This is a genomic window from Chrysosporum bergii ANA360D, assembly GCF_029891735.1.
Lineage (GTDB): Bacteria > Cyanobacteriota > Cyanobacteriia > Cyanobacteriales > Nostocaceae > Umezakia > Umezakia bergii.
This window is the reverse complement of the sequence record NZ_JANQDH010000023.1, coordinates 40,481-57,794: the sequence shown is the minus strand read 5'-3', so window position 1 is coordinate 57,794 and position 17,314 is coordinate 40,481. Positions and strand designations below refer to the sequence as shown.

General features: G+C 40.7%; 14 protein-coding genes. 5 read left to right on the top strand and 9 right to left on the bottom strand.

Annotated elements, in window-relative coordinates:
• A partial coding sequence (locus tag NWP17_RS03595) for a hypothetical protein (RefSeq protein WP_280653542.1) occupies positions 1-200 on the top strand: 200 nt, incomplete at its 5' end.
• 155 nt (positions 201-355) lie between these two features.
• On the opposite strand, the gene crtO is transcribed toward NWP17_RS03595, so the two are convergent.
• Together crtO and NWP17_RS03585 are read right to left on the bottom strand one after the other, a co-directional pair.
• Entirely contained in the window at positions 356-2,050 is a 1,695-nt protein-coding gene (gene crtO / locus NWP17_RS03590) for a beta-carotene ketolase CrtO (RefSeq protein WP_280653541.1), read from the bottom strand.
• 254 nt (positions 2,051-2,304) lie between these two features.
• On the bottom strand, positions 2,305-2,496 hold the full coding sequence (locus tag NWP17_RS03585) for a hypothetical protein (RefSeq protein ID WP_280653540.1): 192 nt from the start codon (positions 2,494-2,496) through the stop codon (positions 2,305-2,307).
• 239 nt (positions 2,497-2,735) lie between these two features.
• On the opposite strand from NWP17_RS03585, the gene NWP17_RS03580 reads away from it, so the two are divergent.
• Positions 2,736-4,940, top strand: a complete 2,205-nt coding sequence (locus NWP17_RS03580) for a phosphoketolase family protein (RefSeq protein ID WP_425332637.1) — start codon at positions 2,736-2,738, stop codon at positions 4,938-4,940.
• A 78-nt stretch (positions 4,941-5,018) separates the two neighbouring features.
• Entirely contained in the window at positions 5,019-5,168 is a 150-nt protein-coding gene (locus tag NWP17_RS03575) for a hypothetical protein (RefSeq protein WP_280653538.1), read from the top strand.
• A 31-nt stretch (positions 5,169-5,199) separates the two neighbouring features.
• Here NWP17_RS03575 and NWP17_RS03570 read toward each other — a convergent pair whose 3' ends face one another.
• Positions 5,200-8,493, bottom strand: coding sequence for an Eco57I restriction-modification methylase domain-containing protein (locus NWP17_RS03570; protein WP_280653537.1), 3,294 nt, complete (start codon positions 8,491-8,493; stop codon positions 5,200-5,202).
• 105 nt (positions 8,494-8,598) lie between these two features.
• Positions 8,599-9,549, bottom strand: coding sequence for an NAD-dependent epimerase/dehydratase family protein (locus NWP17_RS03565; RefSeq protein ID WP_280653536.1), 951 nt, complete (start codon positions 9,547-9,549; stop codon positions 8,599-8,601).
• A gap of 252 nt (positions 9,550-9,801) precedes the next feature.
• Between NWP17_RS03565 and purD the strand changes: the two genes are divergently transcribed.
• Both purD and nblS read left to right on the top strand, forming a co-directional pair.
• On the top strand, positions 9,802-11,079 hold the full coding sequence (purD, locus tag NWP17_RS03560) for a phosphoribosylamine--glycine ligase (RefSeq protein WP_280653535.1): 1,278 nt from the start codon (positions 9,802-9,804) through the stop codon (positions 11,077-11,079).
• Between the two features lie 191 nt (positions 11,080-11,270).
• Positions 11,271-13,223 (top strand): two-component system sensor histidine kinase NblS, encoded by a 1,953-nt coding sequence (gene nblS, locus NWP17_RS03555; RefSeq protein WP_280653534.1) that lies wholly within the window; start codon positions 11,271-11,273, stop codon positions 13,221-13,223.
• Positions 13,224-13,255: 32 nt separating this feature from the next.
• On the opposite strand, the gene NWP17_RS03550 is transcribed toward nblS, so the two are convergent.
• From NWP17_RS03550 to NWP17_RS03530, 5 genes are all read right to left on the bottom strand, one after another.
• A complete protein-coding gene (locus NWP17_RS03550) occupies positions 13,256-14,179 on the bottom strand; it encodes an alpha/beta fold hydrolase (protein ID WP_280653533.1) in 924 nt (307 codons plus the stop codon).
• A gap of 37 nt (positions 14,180-14,216) precedes the next feature.
• Complete coding sequence (locus tag NWP17_RS03545) at positions 14,217-14,864, bottom strand: pentapeptide repeat-containing protein (protein ID WP_280653532.1); 648 nt, start codon at positions 14,862-14,864, stop codon at positions 14,217-14,219.
• Between the two features lie 129 nt (positions 14,865-14,993).
• Entirely contained in the window at positions 14,994-15,488 is a 495-nt protein-coding gene (locus NWP17_RS03540; RefSeq protein WP_280653531.1) for a hypothetical protein, read from the bottom strand.
• A gap of 142 nt (positions 15,489-15,630) precedes the next feature.
• Positions 15,631-16,839 carry a DUF4336 domain-containing protein gene (locus NWP17_RS03535; protein ID WP_280653530.1) on the bottom strand — a complete coding sequence of 403 codons (1,209 nt, stop codon included), beginning with the start codon at positions 16,837-16,839 and terminating at the stop codon, positions 15,631-15,633.
• 97 nt (positions 16,840-16,936) lie between these two features.
• The gene (locus NWP17_RS03530; RefSeq protein ID WP_280653529.1) at positions 16,937-17,305 is read right to left on the bottom strand and encodes a hypothetical protein; all 369 of its coding nucleotides are present in this window, start codon (positions 17,303-17,305) and stop codon (positions 16,937-16,939) included.
• Between the last annotated feature and the right edge of the window lie 9 nt (positions 17,306-17,314).

Below are 17,314 nucleotides of genomic sequence, written 5' to 3'. Positions count from 1 at the left end.
GCAGTGGTGACTCCTCAAGTGGGGGTATGCCTAGCTTTGGCGGCGGTGGCTTTGGCAGTGGTGACTCCTCAAGTGGTGGTATGCCTAGCTTTGGCGGCGGTGGCTTTGGTGGTGGTGACTCCTCTGGTGATAGCTTCGGTGGCGGCTTCGGTGGCGGCTTCGGTGGTATGGGAGGAGGTATGGGAGGAGGCATGGGTTAGAAGATGACCGCTTCTTGTTTTAAATTCATCCCAGCGTTTAAATCTCTGATCAAACACTAACTAGCTACTAACCCCTAAGTTATTGTAACATATGTAGTGCGGGCATACTATGGCTAGGCTCAGTACAAGTCTTGCCCGCTACGGTTGGGGAGTGTTTAACTAATTCCGAACACTGAACTTAAAGTTGATGTAAATGAATCTCTCGCATCCCTGAAACTTTGAGCTATGGGATGTTTTGCTTGTAAAAATACTCTAGCACAATTACGTCCTGGCATTCCTGAAATTGACCCCCCTGGATGAGTGCCAGCACCAGTTAAGAATAGATTATCAATTGGTGTTTTATAGTTAGCTAGTTCTGGCAAAGGACGGAAAAACACCATCTGATCTAATGTCATATCAATATGGTAATAATTACCTTTATAAGCACCTAACCTTTCGCCTAATTCGGCTGGACTTTCCACACGCCGGGCAATGGTTGCTGTTTTGACGTTTGGTGCATAGTTAGCTAATTTATCAATTACTTTGTCTGCAACTTGGTTTTTTAGTTTATCTGTCCAACCAGTACCGTTTAAACCAGTACCTTCTGCACCTGCTATTTGATAAGGAGCAAAAAATTCAATCCACAAGGTATGCTTACCTGATGGTGCTAATGTGGGGTCAAGGGCGCTGGGCATGACGGCATACATGGACGGGTTACTGTCTGGAATTTCTCCTAAAGTACATTTACTATGAGCCTGTTCTACATGAGCCATTGAATCTGCTATTAATATAGAACCAATCAGATAATTATCTTTGTGGTCATGGTAGGGAAAATGCAGAGGTTCATCTAAGGCTAGGTCTATCTTTAGGATGGTTTCATTATTATTAATGATGCGGCGCTCTAATCTGGCTCGTAAATTAGCATCTGCATGATCAATTTCATTGGCATCTATTAGTTGTAAAAACAAACGTTTAGCATCAATGTTGGAAATAATCCCATATTTAGCCCGATATTCTTGACCGCTGCTAACTCTAACAGCAACGGCTTTACCATCGTCAATTAATACTTTTTCTACCTGTTGGTCAGTTAAAATTACCCCTCCTTTGCTGCTGACTAATTTAACTAATGCTTGGACTAACGCCCCAGTACCGCCACGAGGTCTGGTCATACCGGGATGATGACGCATGGCCATCATCATTACACCAATAGCTAGGTTTTTTTGTGAGGGGGGCGCACCGAGTTCTGAAGCAAGTCTAGAAAGTGGGGCTTTTAAAAATTCTTCATCAAACCATTCTTGCAGAATATCCTCAGCACTGTTGAGCATAGTACGAACAAAGTCTAGGCTTTTGGCGGGGGAACCAACAACAGCAAATAAATCTTTAAATTTTTGAATATTATAGTTACCAAAAATATCTATAAATGATTTTGGTGGGGCGTTAAACATGGGAACCATGGCGTTGATTACTCTTTGCCAGTAGTGTGTAAATTCTGCATATTTTTTAGCGTCACGTTGATTGTAACGAGCAATTTCTGCACAAGTTTTTTCTACTGATTTGTGAGCTAAAAAATACTTACCGTCAGGATGGGGACAAAAAACTACTGGGTCGCAATGTAGGTATTCTAAACCATATTTTTCTAGTTCTAGTTCTTCAACAACTGGCCCGAGGTGAATAAATTCGTGGTCAATGGCGCATAAGTTAAATTTAAATCCAGGAGCTTGTTGAGGTAAACATTCTTCTGTGGTGGCTGCACCGCCTGGAACTGAGCGTTTTTCTAGTAACAAAACGCTATAGCCAGCTTTGAGTAAGTAAGCAGCACACACTAGCCCGTTATGTCCTGCGCCAATAATTACAACATCATATTCTTGCATATTTGTATTGGGACAATATAGTTATACTTATGATTATAAGCTCTGATGGTAGCATATTTGTGTTAATGTTAATATTTTAATTAGCTTTTTTAATTAGCTTTGCTTTGTATTTATATACAAAAGTATATTTTTTCTTAATAATATTTATTGCCGTGGTGGTGTATTTGCAAAGGAACCGCAGAAGACACGGAAGACACAGAGAGGTCATTGGCAGAGGTGGGGTATGTATATGTTGATAGATTTATTGCAGGTTATTACAGTTTTTCTGATCCTCGCTTATAAGTTGTTACGCATTTAATTTTTATAACCGTAGGGTAACCAGATACCCGCACTGTAAATATATCGCCATATTTGGCAGCACAAGTTTCTAGAAATTTGGTAGGTTGAGCAATTAATTGCAGAGTTTGCAGTAATGGGGGGGTGGTTAATTGGTTAGGTAAGTTCATGATGTGCCAATTTAAACTATGAATGTTATTGTCAGCTTTGCTAATCCCTACGGGGGTAAATTAACTGTAGTCGTAATAATACTTAAAAAAAATCCTCAATATCAGGTGAGCCAGACAACTATTTAATCTGCTTATGCTCATGTTGTGAAAAAGTAATCAACTGTAACCACCTCAAAGATGTAAAATTTTGGTTAAATTCATCAAACATCTACAATTTGCATTTTTTAATGGTACTCACTATGACATCACCAACATCTTCAGCGTTGCCTAATTTTTGTCAAGGAATTCAATATTTTGGGGAAGCGCCGCCAAGTTTTGAAAATTATGGTAAGATACCAGCAATAGATTTAGGCCAAAAAGCGATCGCAGATCCCACAGATCCCGCAGCAGTATATCAAACTTTGCTGGCTGCGGATGCTCTGCGCTATCTGACTCTGCAAATTACCGCGAGTAAGGCTTCTGGACATCCTGGGGGTTTTGCTAGTCAAGCGGAAGCTTATGCAGCCTTGGTGATGCTGGGTCATAAGAATATTATCACCGAAGTAGGACACCATGCCCCCGGATTTTATAGTGCCATGTTTTTGGATCGTTCCCTAGAAGAGATGGGAATTACCACAGTACAGCAATTGCGCGATCGCTTCCGAGAAAAACATGGACTGTTAGGACACCTTTCTGGTTATATCCCTGGTATTCTCGCACCGGCGGGACCGTTAGGGCAAGGCCAACACTTTGCCATGGCTGCTGCACTGCTGCATGAAGATAAATTATTCCCCTTCACTCTGGGGGATGGTGGACTAGGTGAACCCTATATCATGAGTTCCATGGCACACTTTAACACCGCTTATCCCACTGTCACCAACTTCTTACCTGTCCTAGTGTGGAACGGTTACAGCCAAGAACATCATAGTATGGTTTCTCTCAAAACCAATGCAGAAATGAAAGCATACTGGCAGGGTAACGGTTTTGAGGAGGTTATCTTAATTGATGCCAAGGAATTCGACGACCAAAACCAACCAGGGGACTATGTTGATAGTACCGCTTTTTCCTTCCAGCAGCGTCTAGCTTTCACTAAAGCTGTACTTTTGGGTATGGATAAAGCCGCCCATTCTGCCCTGAGTGGTAAACTAACCGTATTTATCATTAAACAACTCAAGGGAGCCGGCGTTCACGCCCAGGGTTCTAAGTCTCATAACCTTTATCCTAAAGATACCTTGGATGCTCCCCACATTGTCAGTGCATTACAAAACCTGGCCTTACCTATAGAGGCTTGGCAAATAGTCAGAACCAACGCCGAACGGGCTGGGGGGGGACCAGCAGCCAAAACAGTAGTTACAGAATTTGAATTACCATTACCAAGTTTAGGTACATTACCCTTAGAAGAATATACAGTAGGGGGCGATCCCAAAGTTTCCACCACTGCCATGGGGCGCTTAGTGGGAATTATAGGTAAACAAGATAGTAATTTCCTAGTCACTAACGCCGACGGTAACGAAGCATCGGGAATTGGTAATATCAACCAAGCACTAAAAGTTATTCACCCCACCACCGATGATTTATATAACCAAGCACCAAACGGACAGGTTTATGAACCATTAAGCGAAGATGCTTGTGCGGGTTTAGCCGCAGGTTTAGCTTTAATGGGTGCAAGAAGTTTATGGTGTTCTTATGAATCTTTTGCCATCAACGGTTTACCAATTTGGCAAACAGTCACCCAAGCAATGGCAGAATTACGCCGCCTTACTCCCTCCACCATTACATTATTCACAGCCGGGGCATTAGAGCAAGGGCGCAACGGTTGGACACACCAACGCCCAGAAATTGAAGCTTACTTTGCCTCGTTAATGCGAAATGGTAATGTTTTCCCCTTATTTCCCCCTGATGCTAACAGTATTCAAGCTTGTTACGACTGGGCATTAAACACTAAAAATAAAGGAATAGTCATTACAGCTAGTAAATCACCTTTACCCATTCGCACTACTTTAGAACAAACGCGCCAAGGGTTAGCAGAAGGTGCAATATTATTACAAGAAGTTGCGGGTGACAAACAAGTTGTATTTGCAGTTATTGGCGATATGACATTAATTCCTGTATTTGAAGCTGCTGCTTTTTTAGAAACTGAAGGTATTGGTGTCAAGATAATTTCCATCATCAACCCCCGCCGTTTATATCGTCCTCATGACACTGCTTGGCAAACCTGTTCACAACCGGATGGCGGTTTTATTGATGATGACAAATTTGCTGAACTGTTCCATGGTGATGCTTTAATTGGTGTAACTGGTGGTGCTGCGGCTATGTTAGAGCCAATTATGTTGCGTAGTAACTGTAAACGTGATACCTTCGCCTGGAAGCGTGGGGAAACCACCGCGAGCGCTGGTGACTTGATGGCGTTTAATGGTTTGACTGCACAAGCTCTGACTAAGCGGGCCCTGGAGTTAGTACATTAAGCTGTACTCTAATAAGTAGAATAGTTTAAACTTTAACCGCATATGCACGTATATTAGCCCTGATCAACTGGGGTTTTTATGCGTGTATTTGCGGTTTTGTTAAATAATAATCTTGCTGAAATACGCGATCGCATTCTAACTCGTCTCATATCGGGAAAACTTGGCGGAGAAGACTTACACATCCAATTCCCACTCAGCATGAGAGAAGAATTAAACGAAAGAAGTTAAAATTCATCTAATATTCAATCATCCAGAAAAATCAAAAACTGCTATAATTATTGACTTTAATAGGCATTCTAGGTGGTGCATTTTTCCACATCAAATTAACTTCTTCTGGTGTGAGTTGATAGGCTTGGTTAATTAAATCAGCCAGTCGATATTCTAGTTGTAAAACTTCATGTTTTTGGCTTTGAATTTCTGGTACATATTGGTTATGGGCTTGACGTAGTGCTTTAAACTGGGAAACACCTAAAGGGTCTACTGTTTTAGATTTTGGCATTCTTTTTCTCACCTCTTCTACAAACTCAGAAAATTCTAAAGCTGCGAAGTTTTCTAGTTTTTGCCCCAGTTTTTCTATCTTATATTCTATTTGCAACCAGTCAAGGAAATCTTTATACGCCTCTCGGTTGACTTTGGTAATTTCAATTAACCGGGCGACGATTGTTTCTACTTCTGTCCGGATTGCTTCCGTTGGTGGAGCGATGGGTAGAGTTTCCATTAATTCACCCATCGGTGTTAAAGCCTCATCTTTCATGTGTGGTAAATATCGCCAATTATACCACCACATCAGGGGAGAGTTTAGAAGTCCAAGAATATATAAATCACTTTTTGGTAAAATAAAACCCTTATTATTGGTAAAATAAGCTTCTGTATCATAGCTATAAGCTGGGTGAAATTGTATTTCCTGATAAATTATTTTAGGTTCTTCAAAAAGATGGTAAAATGAAGGTGATGCTTGCAGTTGCCACCACAATTGTTTACCTGCCCTAGCTTCTAACTTATTTCTATATATTTCTAAATGGTGTTTTATCACAGGATATTGTTCTATATCTATATCTTTATGAGCAAAAATCATCCATAAATTTTCCCATTCAGGAACCCACCTTTTAATGTCTTGACCTCTTAAATAAGGCTTAATAATTTCTGCACATTTAGGATCAGCTGTAACCAACTTATTCTTAGTAGCTTCATCTATTAAAAAAGCTTCATTAAAACCTGTTTTTATTCCATAACATGGTTTAACACCCGCAAAATCTTTTAAAGGAACTCCCACCTGTTGAATTTTCCGCATTAACTCATCAACTGCGGGAGGTTCTAAACTCCAAGCATGGGCGGTAAACCGTGACCAAGGTATGTTATAACTGTTTTCGGTATTTTGCACATATTGAGTCAAGTTAATTTTTGGTAATTCCTCACGGGGAACAGAACAAACTAAAACCGATTCATGCTCATTTTCTGTTTTAATAATTTTATGTTTTCTCGCTGCAACAATACAGGGAAAAGTGTCAGCATCTTGAAAAATTGGCGCGTGTCCAAAATCTATAATTTGTTCAAACACACTTTCCTGAGCAAAGAACCGCCGCAACGGCTCACCATAACCAGAACGTAACCATTTATTAGTGACAATGTAAGAAAGTAGTCCTTCTGGTTTTAATAATTTTAACCCTTGTTCATAGAAATAAACGTAAATATCAGCAACTCCATCATAAGTTTGATAATTTGATTGTAGATAAGGTTTAAATTCTGATAATAATTCTTGACGGATATAAGGAGGATTACCAATTACTACATCAAAACCACCTTCAGCAAACACTAGGGGAAATTCACATTCCCAACTCAAAGCTAAATCTGTGAGATGTGCATCAGCAATTATAGAATTACCAACTTTGATGTTATCATCTAAATAAGTTAAACTTTTTCCCTTGGTTGCAGTTTTTAACCACAAAGATAATTTAGTGATTTCTACGGACTCTGGGGACAAGTCAACACCAAACAAGTTATTAATCAGGATGGTTTTATCTAATTCAATATTTTCTAAATCACGGTATGCCAAAAAGCGTAAATTGTCATTAACTCGTTGATACTGAATTTCTAAATAATCAAAAGCTGCAATTAAAAACGCACCTGAACCACAAGCAGGATCAACAACTCGCGTTTTTAGTAATACCTGATCTCGGTAGGTTAACCAAAATTCAATTTCTCTTTCTCGCCTGTGGACTGTATCAACTAATTCTTCTAACTGAAAATGCTGTCTTAATTCATTTTCTCGCTTTTGTAAATGACCACCAATGGCCACTTCTACAATATATTGAGTTATATAAGCAGGGGTGTAAAATACTCCTAACTTTTTCCGCTTACCTTGTTTTTTGTTAAATTCCTGTTTAGTAACATCAGCTTTTAATTCTTCTAAATCTGTAATTGACTGTTCAAAAATTCGCCCCAATATGTCTACAGAAACTTCTGAATCAAAATCAAAGCGGGTCAGTTGTTTAAGTTGAGTACATAAAGGATCTGGAATATTTAACTGTTCATCTAGGAGTGAGTCATGTTGAAACAACCCGCCATTATAACCCGGAATTGGTGGATCTTCATGACCTTGGTCAACCCATCGAAAAACATCTTTATAAATTTCCCAAATAGGACGGGGATTGTAAGCATTTTTGCTATCATGTGCATTACTGATTGTCTGTTGTGGTAATAGTCCTCTATCTTCACAAAAAGCAATGAATAAAATTCTATCTAAACTCTTTTGTGCTTTTTCAATTAACAACTGGTCGCGGTTGGGAATATTTAATGGGGCGACAAAACGAAAATGTTTAACTATATTTAATCTCAGTTGCTTATATTCATCATAGAGTTTTTTAGTAATGTCCTCCTGTGCTTGATTAGAAGCAGCTAACAAGCTATCAATTACCGATACATCTTTAACAGGTAAAAAGTTTGTCCGACACAGAAGAAAATAAAATGTTTTAAATTTTTGTAAATCTGCTAATTCTTCTAACAGAAACTTCTCATAATAGGCAGGAGTTTTGTTAACGTGATAAAGTCGCAGTTCTCGGTAATTAGAAATAATTATCCACTGACAATTAGGTGTATAATTAGCATAATTCCATCCCTGCTCAACGGCTGATTTTTCCCTTCCCGATGCAGCACGATCTAAATTATTTTTAGTTCCTTTTAGTTCTATAGGTGAAACCACCTGCCCTTGTAATCTTACCTTACCTTTGTTATTTTCTGTCGCGGTAAACAGTCCCAAGGCTGCATCAGCAGAACCACCACCATCAGCAATATGTTTTTCTGGGTAAATTTCCCACGCTTTACCCTTACCATCAATTACTGAACGATAACCTAAAATATCTTGAAATATGTCTTTGAGAAAATCACCATGTAAAGAAACTTCACTGATTTGGTCAAGTGTACCTGTTTTTAAAGCCTCTACCCATTTGTGAATAATCTTGTGGCGTTCCTCCAAATCTGAGGGAAACTGAAAATGACCCAGAGCATTTTTTAGGGCTTTTTTCTGAAATAAAGCTTTATCGTCTTGCTGACCCATATATTTATATTCTCAGTTGTTGTTGATGTGTGACACTTGGGGGGAAAAATAGGGACTGAAGTCCCTACTACGAACTGTTAACTTGATTTACGCCCACTTGCCCACTTATTCATACAAAGCTTTCACCCATTGCCATTCCTGTATTAAGCCTTCTGTTAAGGAAACCTGGGGTTGATATGCTAAGATTTGCCGGGCTTTGGACACATCAGCAGCAGTGTGACGCGCGTCTCCCATGGCTTTGGGGATGTATTTTTTTAGAATGGGTTTGTTGACTATTTTTGCCATGGTGTCTAAAACTTCTGCTAAAACTACCCTACTGCCACCACCAATATTAAAGATTTCTCCTACTGCTGGTGATATAGTGGCAGCAGCTAAATTAGCCGCTATGACATCACTAACAAAGGTAAAGTCTCGGGTTTGTTGTCCATCTCCGTAAATGGAAATTGGCTCATCCTGCAAAATAGACTTAAAAAACTTATGAAAAGCCATATCTGGGCGCTGTCTTGGTCCATAAACGCTAAAATAACGTAATGCTACAATAGGGACACCAAAGTTTTTGTGATATAGTCCACACAAACCTTCTGCTGCTAGTTTAGTAATACCATAAGGAGAAACAGGCTGGGGCGGGATTTTTTCATCGGTGGGTAGTGTTTCTGCATCTCCATATACACTTGATGTAGAGGCAAATACTAATCTTTTCAGGTTTTGGGCATCCTTGGCAGCTTCTAACAAAACTTGTGTAGCATTAATATTACTTTCTGTATAATTACGGAAAGAATCACCCCAACTAGCTCTGACCCCAGCTTGTGCGGCTTGATGGTAAATTACCTCAACATCCTTCAGCAGCCTATGCCAATCTAAAAATTGAATATCTGCTGTAATTAAAGTAAATTGGGGTGAATTCTGGAAATGAGCAATACTTTTGTGCTTGAACATTGGGTCGTAGTAATCGTTAAAATTATCAATGCCGATTACTTCTTGACCCTGTTGTAATAATGCTTCCACCAGGTGGGAACCAATAAAGCCTGCTGCTCCAGTAACAATAGTTTTAGCCATGTTTCCTATCTATTGATTTGAACTAAGAAAGCTGGGTAAAAATTAATTATAATTACAGAGAATTTGGATTCATATTTTGCCGATACCTAAAAAAAGTTACTCTGGAAATAGACTAGCTCAGTTAGTATAACCTTCAATGCCATTAACAACGAGTGTGATCCTCGGCTTGTAGTAGGGTAATATTGGATGAAAAAATTGCTTGGTGAAAGCTGCTAGGATATTCTTGCTTGAGAAGGAACCCAGAGGAAATCAGTGAAAGTTTTAGTTGTTGGTAATGGAGGGCGGGAACACGCCCTGGCCTGGAAATTGTTGCAATCTCCACAAGTTGAAGAGGTTGTCTGTGTACCAGGAAATGGAGGGACGGCTAGTTTAGAACGTTGTGGTAACTTGCCTTTGGCTATTGATGATTTTGAGGGTATGAGCCGATATGCTCTGGAAAATGGTATTGGTTTGGTGGTGGTGGGGCCAGAAGTACCCCTGGCAATGGGGATTACAAATCACCTGCACAGTCAAGGGCTGATGGTATTTGGACCTGTGAAAGCTGGGGCGCAGATTGAAGCTAGTAAGGCTTGGGCTAAGGCTTTCATGGAAGAGGTAGGGATTCCTACAGCTAAAGCTGCGGTATTTACAGAGGCAACAGCAGCTAAGTCTTATGTCAAGTCCCAGGGCATACCCATAGTGGTCAAAGCTGACGGTTTGGCTGCTGGTAAGGGTGTTATGGTTGCCACTAGTTTAGAACAGGCTAATGGTGCTATTGATGCCATTTTTCAAGGACAATTTGGCAGTGCGGGGAATTTTGTTGTTGTTGAAGAATGTTTGATTGGGCAAGAAGTATCAGTTTTAGCCTTAACTGATGGGTTGACCATTCGCCCTTTACTACCTGCTCAAGATCATAAGCGCGTTGGGGAGGGAGATATAGGGGAAAATACAGGCGGGATGGGAGCTTATGCCCCCGCACCTATTGCTACACCGGATTTAATGACGGGGATTCAAACCCGGGTACTAGAAAAAGCGATCGCTGGTTTAAGAAACAGAGGTATTGATTACCGGGGGGTACTATATGCGGGTTTGATGATTGCACCTGATGGGGACTTCAAGGTTTTAGAATTTAACTGTCGGTTTGGGGACCCGGAAACTCAAGTGATTTTGCCACTGTTAGACACACCCCTAGAAGAATTGCTTTTAGCTTGTGTACAGCAGCGTTTAGGAGAAATGCCCCCCATAGCTTGGAAACAAGGGGTAGCAGCCACTGTTGTCACCGCCTCTGGTGGTTATCCTGGTAAATATGAAAAAGGCAAGGTGATTACTGGGATTAAAGAAGCTGAGGCAGCGGGAGTGACTGTATTCCACGCAGGTACGAAATTAAACCAGCAACAACAAATAGTTACAGATGGGGGAAGGGTGTTAAATATCACGAGTACAGGAGAAAACTTTGAACAGGCGATCGCTCAGGCATACAGAGGAATCAAATCTATTCAATTTGAAGGGATATATTACCGAAAAGATATTGGTCATCGAGTGCTGAAGTAAAGGACTGGAAAGACTGGGAATATAGTATGATCAACACATAGTAGGTAATCCAGGAAATGAAGACTGGCTACCACCAAAAGATAAATAAATAATCGCCCCCCAATCTTTCCATTAACATATTGATCAAATTAACTGTTAATTTTTTAGTGGTTGGGATTGAATAACCACAACTACTAATAACTTTGTTTAAGATGCTGGCTCCTTTAAAAACAATCCGAGAAGCAATTGCTAACTGGTGGTCAGAGTTTACCTTGCAAACCAAACTCTTGGCCGTTGCTACTTTGGTGGTGTCTTTGGTCATGAGTGGGTTGACCTTCTGGGCTGTGAATACAATTCAGCAAGATGCCCGCATGAATGATACTCGCTTTGGTCGTGACTTAGGACTGCTGCTTGCTGCTAATGTTGCCCCCCTGATAGCTGACCATAATCTCAGTGAGGTAGCCCAATTTTCCCAACGCTTCTACAGCAGTACCTCTAGTGTGCGTTATATGCTCTACGCCGATCAAACTGGCAAAATATTTTTTGGTCTTCCTTTTTGGGAACCAGAGGTAGAAAACTCTTTGACCATTGAACGACGTATACAACTGCCGGAAGATTACACCGGTGACCGGGAAAAGCCGATGGTACGGCAACACATGACCCCTGATGGGGTGGTTACAGATGTATTTATCCCCCTGATTGTTGGTGAAAAATCCCAAGGTGTATTGGCCATTGGCATCAATCCTAACCAAACTGCGGTTATTTCTACTAACTTCACCCGTGATGTGACTATTGCTGTTTTTATCACGATTTGGGTAATGGTGATTTTGGCAGGGGTAATTAATGCTTTGACGATTACCAAACCCATTAAAGAACTACTGGTGGGAGTAAAACAAATTGCAGCTGGTAATTTTAAGCAGCGCATTAATTTACCCCTAGGTGGGGAACTGGGAGAGGTGATTCTCAGTTTTAATGAAATGGCGGAGCGTTTAGAACGCTATGAAGAACAAAATATTGAAGAATTAACCGCAGAAAAAGCCAAACTGGAAACACTAGTTTCTACCATCGCTGATGGTGCTGTTTTGATTGATAACAGTATGCAGGTGATTTTAGTTAACCCTACAGCGCGGCGAATTTTTGGCTGGGAAGGTGTCAAGGTTGAGGGTAGTAATGTTTTACATCACTTACCCGGGGCGGTGCAGATGGAAATTACCCGTCCTTTATACGAAATGGCCGCCGGTGAGTGTGAAAGTGCCGAATTCCGTATTCATCTAAAGGAACCCACTAAACGCACGTTTCGCATACTGTTGACTACTGTACTCAATTTACAACGGGAAAGTATTAAAGGTATTGCTATTACTGTTCAAGATATTACTCGTGAGGTGGAACTGAATGAGGCAAAAAGCCAATTTATTAGTAATGTTTCTCACGAATTACGAACACCTTTATTTAATATCAAATCTTTTATTGAAACTTTACATGAGTATGGCGAAGACCTGAGTATAGAACAAAGACAGGATTTTTTGCAAACAGTCAACCATGAAACCGACAGGCTGACTCGTTTAGTTAACGATGTTTTGGATTTGTCTAAGCTGGAATCGGGACGCAGTTACAATTTTGGCGGCGTAGATTTAGCACAGGCTATTGAACAAACCCTGCGTACTTATCAACTTAATGCTAAAGATAAGGGTATTGAACTCATTCAGGAAGTAAACCGGGATTTGCCGTTAGTTTTGGGAAATTATGATTTATTATTGCAAGTATTAGCTAATTTGGTAGGTAATTCTCTCAAATTCTCTCATTCTGGCGGGCGGGTGGTAATTCGCGCCTACCAATTAGAAGATGTTAACTCTAACTTACAAATTAAATCCTCTCAGGTGCGGGTGGAAGTTTCTGATACTGGTATTGGTATTGCACCAGAAGACCAACAGGCAATTTTTGACCGTTTTTTCCGTGTGGAAAACCGGGTTCACACTTTAGAAGGTACGGGTTTGGGTTTATCCATTGTGAGGAATATCATAGAAAGGCATCGCAGTCAAATGTATCTGGTAAGTGAAGTTGGGGTGGGTACTACTTTTTGGTTCGACTTAACTTTATTTGCAGAAGATGCTAATACGTCAGTGGAGTCTACTGCTGATCAAACAATTACAGTTTCTGGGGTGTGAGGTTAAGTTAAACTTAAAGTTTAACTTAAAGTTTAACTTGGGGTTTTTAGCTGGGCAATAAATGGGGCGATCGCTTTGACAAATTCTGTAGTTGATTCATAGGGTAAAACGTTGCGACCTAGTAATTTAATCCGACTAGCTTGAGGTAAACAGCCCAGATAATCAGCCAGGCGTTGATCTGGTGTTTCTTGTTTACCTTCCTTACTAATACTCGATGCTGTTTCTCCCACCACTACCAATGTTGGCTGATTGATACAAGCAAGATAACTACTATAATCTTGTCGCCAAAACCCCGCCAAAAATGAAAACACTGCATGGCGACTTTCTGGATTTTTTGCCCCCGCCAATAACATATTTAACCATTCTCTATCTACGGCTTTTTCTGAAGCAAAAAGTTGGCGACTTGAGAAAGAACGCAAAAATTTTTCCGTCCGGGCATAGCGATAAAAAGCATTACCAAAAGCCGAGTCAAACAGGTTCCAAGCAATTCTCTGCTCCCATGGTGATGAATGTTTGGTAATTACTGCCCAAGCCGGTGGACCTGCTAAAATTAGTCCTGCAATTAAGTTGGGTTTTTTTTGCACCAACTCTATGGCTACAGGTAATAAAGCCCCTTGCACTACCACCACAACAGGTTGTTTGACTACTGTTTTTAAAAAGTGACTTAGTTGCTCTGCCCAATCTTTAGGACTATAAGCCACACGGGGCATATCACTTTCACCACATCCTAGTAAGTCAGGATTGTAAATGGGATTTTTGTAACCTGCTGCATACCATTTACTGCGGAATCTTTGCCAAAATTGCCGAGATAAACCCACACCAATAGGGTGAATTAACAGTAAAGCTATGCCTTCGTTAATAGAATCAGAGGGTTGATGTATTTCGTAGGCGCAACGGTATTTTTTCCAGCTGTAAAACTGGGTGGGAGATATTCTGATATTTAGTGTGTTTGCCATAGTCTTGATTTTAGGTTTGCCTTCTGTGCTACTTATGTTAACTATGAATGACACCATCAGGCATAATTGCACCAGCCAAGTTAGCACCAATTAATTTTACCAGGAGGCGATCGCCTGAACGAATCCTAGCGCCTGTCAAATCGGCTCCCCGCAAGTCTGCACCACTGAGGTCTGCACCAATTAAGTTACTACAGCGCAAATTTGCTTCTCTCATATCCGCTAAAAGTAAGTTAGCTCTAAACAAATTTGCTTCTGATAAATTCGCACCTCTGAGAATAACTTTATGCATAAAAGTATCACTCAGATTAGCACCGCTTAAGTTAGCGTAACTCAAGTTTCTGCCAGATAAGTCTTTGTTGCTTAAGTTAGAGCCGCTAAAGTCTTTACCGCTCAAATCTTGGTTAGGCTGGGGTGGGTTGTAGGTGGTTTGGGGTGGTTTTCTTGGTGGCTGTGGGGGAGAATGATAAGTGTTTCTGGGTTTACAATCGAAGGATCGCAGTTTATCCCGGGCTTCGTTAATGGCTTTCAGCTTTTCTTGGGCTTTCTTTTGTAGGCGGAGATTGTCTTGAGGAATACGATCAGGATGCCAAATAAAAACCAAGTCTTTATAAGCCTGGTTGACTTCCTCCAGGGTTGCTCCAGGTTCTATTTCTAAAACTCTATAATAACGCTCCATCTCGCTCATAGGATATTTTTTTCCCGAATCAAATTAAGTATGAGTGATGCAGCCCACTTTTTCCAAAAATTGCCCATTAACAGGGGTATTTGTGATTTGTTTGGCGGTTGGGGAGGGTAAATTTTATCTTTTCACTGACTATTGCCCCATTATTCTATGTCTCCAGCGATTTATGACCCTCAAATAAGCCACAACTGGAAATTGATAAATTTCCACTATAATCCAGAGGATAATTGATAAATGTAACAAAAAAGTTAGTATAGTCCAGATACAGGGTAACCAAGTAATGGGATCGTTAGAGACTGGAGGCAAGTAATAAGCCACTAGACCAATTAATGTCGTGGGTAGCACCACAAAAGCAAATGCTGCTAACCCATAACCCCAACCCAATTCTACCCCTTCTAACTGTGCTTCTGTCCAGTTTAAGCCATTCCATCGCCAAATCAAAGGAGGTTGTCGGGAAGGCATCTTGATTTGTTGTTGTTCTAGATTGACAGTAAAAATTTCATGACAGAAATCACAAGCCATGGTCTCCATCATGGGCATATGATAAATTTGACCTACGCGACAAACGGGACAGGGATAAACTCCTTGCAAGTGAAGGGATGTAGTGGATATTTTGGAACTGGTCATAATACAATCACGTTTAGCTGACAATTTGATGCGGAGATGCTGAATAAAATGGGTAACAGCCTATTTCAGTTCTAGCTTAATTCTTCTCAACTGTTCCGCAGCCATCACTACTTTGATCAGCGCTTGTTATTATAGTTGCAAATTATACTTTATCCTGGGGAGGGGGAACAATACCAGTTGTTTTTAAACCATGGTCAATTTCTCTGAGTAGTTGAAAATCCTCCTCTGGTAAACCCCCACTGACTAAAGGATGCTTTTCTAGGAAGGAGAATGCTTGACGAAACTGATTTGGTTGTGCTTTGATTGGTGCGTCAAAGTGACAAGGAATAATCCACTCAAAGTCCCACTTGGCTACTTTCTGGGCCCAGTCAATAGTTTGTTGCGGTGCGCGGTTGAGTATGAGTGTCTGCAAAATTGGTGCTACAAACAAACGCCCCTCTCCTTGGAGGATATGGAATGAGCGCTGCCAATGGGATTGCCATTTAAAGGGGAATAAGCCAAAATACGCTTTGGGTGAGCGATTTGGGGCTTTAATAGCCTCTCGCAACACGTAACCCCAAGGTATAACTTCTAGGGCGCTGGGACGAAAATACAAGGCAAATAAACAAAGGCGCTGCCATCCCTTACGGCGATTTGCTTGATTATCTGTAATTATATCGGATGCTCTGTCTTTGGCATGGAATAATAAAGGGTAGGGGTCTAGTTCTACGATGGCTGGGGGATCTGCTGGTACTGATACTACTGTATCTGTTACTAATAGAGTGTGCGATCGCTTGTGAAAAAATGCCACTTCGGCAAATTTTCCCGGACCCAACTCAATAGGTCCAAGAATGGAGTAGTCAAATTCATCAGCAAATGGAGTTTTGCTGATATCTTCTGGTAGTACATAAGTACGTTTACCAGGTAGACCCAACCAGCTGAGGGGAAGATTTAAGGGAAAACTCCATTGATGAGGGGTGACAAAAATTTGTGCTTGGCTAAAATATCTAGCAAATGGTCCAACAAAAACTTTGTGTTCTAAACCTGAGATAGTCGGTAAAATAATATATTTAACTTCTCCGTGTTTCTCCTCTAACTCCTTAACCAGTCTGATACATTCTGGAGTGGGTGCAACGGGAGCATATACTAAAAGACCTTCTGACTCTAATTTAACTACAGTCATGCGAATTGGCACAACCACGTAGAAAATGCCTTGGATTTGGTCAAAAGTCCATATTGTGTCTTTAACTACTTCTTGGCGAATTGTCCGCCGCTTACCATAGGGATAGAGTGGCAATGCCCACCAGAAGGGCCAAGAAAAATCCTGTGGTTCAATTTGTTCTAGGCTTACTGTAGTTTGGTCATTAGCCACTCTGCCACCCCTCTCTGCCAATACCTCATATGTTGGATCAAAGTATGAAAAACCTATTATCTCATAACTCAGACACCAGCCGGGGAAAATAAAGGCCTTAAGAATCGAAATCTAAAGCCTGCATTCCTTGGCGTTGGGCAAAGGTGAGCAGACTGCCCAATTGTAGCCAAACCAGTAAACAGGTGAGAAAACTAAGCGGTAACCCAACACCTAAAGCCAATATAGAAGGAAAACCAAATATTTCTAAACCTGATGAAAGAAATAGAGACACGCCGGCGGTAATTCCCAAAAAAGGGACAAATAACTGCTTTAATGACGAAGAAGATTGAGGTTTTTCCGCACCATCTTTTGGCCATTGCTGCACTATTACTTTAAGGGTTCCAGATAAAGCCAGACCAGAAGTTAATGCGATTAAAAAACCAATCAAGAGGAGAAAATAAGGTGGTTGTGTCGGGTAATAGTACATGAAAACTCC

Coding starts and splice junctions, on each gene's coding strand:
- NWP17_RS03585 (WP_280653540.1), bottom strand. CDS start 2,496: ATGAACTTACCTAACCAATTAACCACCCCCCCATTACTGCAAACTCTG.
- NWP17_RS03545 (WP_280653532.1), bottom strand. CDS start 14,864: ATGAGCGAGATGGAGCGTTATTATAGAGTTTTAGAAATAGAACCTGGA.
- NWP17_RS03550 (WP_280653533.1), bottom strand. CDS start 14,179: ATGGCAAACACACTAAATATCAGAATATCTCCCACCCAGTTTTACAGC.
- NWP17_RS03530 (WP_280653529.1), bottom strand. CDS start 17,305: ATGTACTATTACCCGACACAACCACCTTATTTTCTCCTCTTGATTGGT.
- NWP17_RS03575 (WP_280653538.1), top strand. CDS start 5,019: ATGCGTGTATTTGCGGTTTTGTTAAATAATAATCTTGCTGAAATACGC.
- nblS (WP_280653534.1), top strand. CDS start 11,271: ATGCTGGCTCCTTTAAAAACAATCCGAGAAGCAATTGCTAACTGGTGG.
- NWP17_RS03570 (WP_280653537.1), bottom strand. CDS start 8,493: ATGGGTCAGCAAGACGATAAAGCTTTATTTCAGAAAAAAGCCCTAAAA.
- NWP17_RS03540 (WP_280653531.1), bottom strand. CDS start 15,488: ATGACCAGTTCCAAAATATCCACTACATCCCTTCACTTGCAAGGAGTT.
- NWP17_RS03565 (WP_280653536.1), bottom strand. CDS start 9,549: ATGGCTAAAACTATTGTTACTGGAGCAGCAGGCTTTATTGGTTCCCAC.
- NWP17_RS03580 (WP_425332637.1), top strand. CDS start 2,736: ATGACATCACCAACATCTTCAGCGTTGCCTAATTTTTGTCAAGGAATT.
- crtO (WP_280653541.1), bottom strand. CDS start 2,050: ATGCAAGAATATGATGTTGTAATTATTGGCGCAGGACATAACGGGCTA.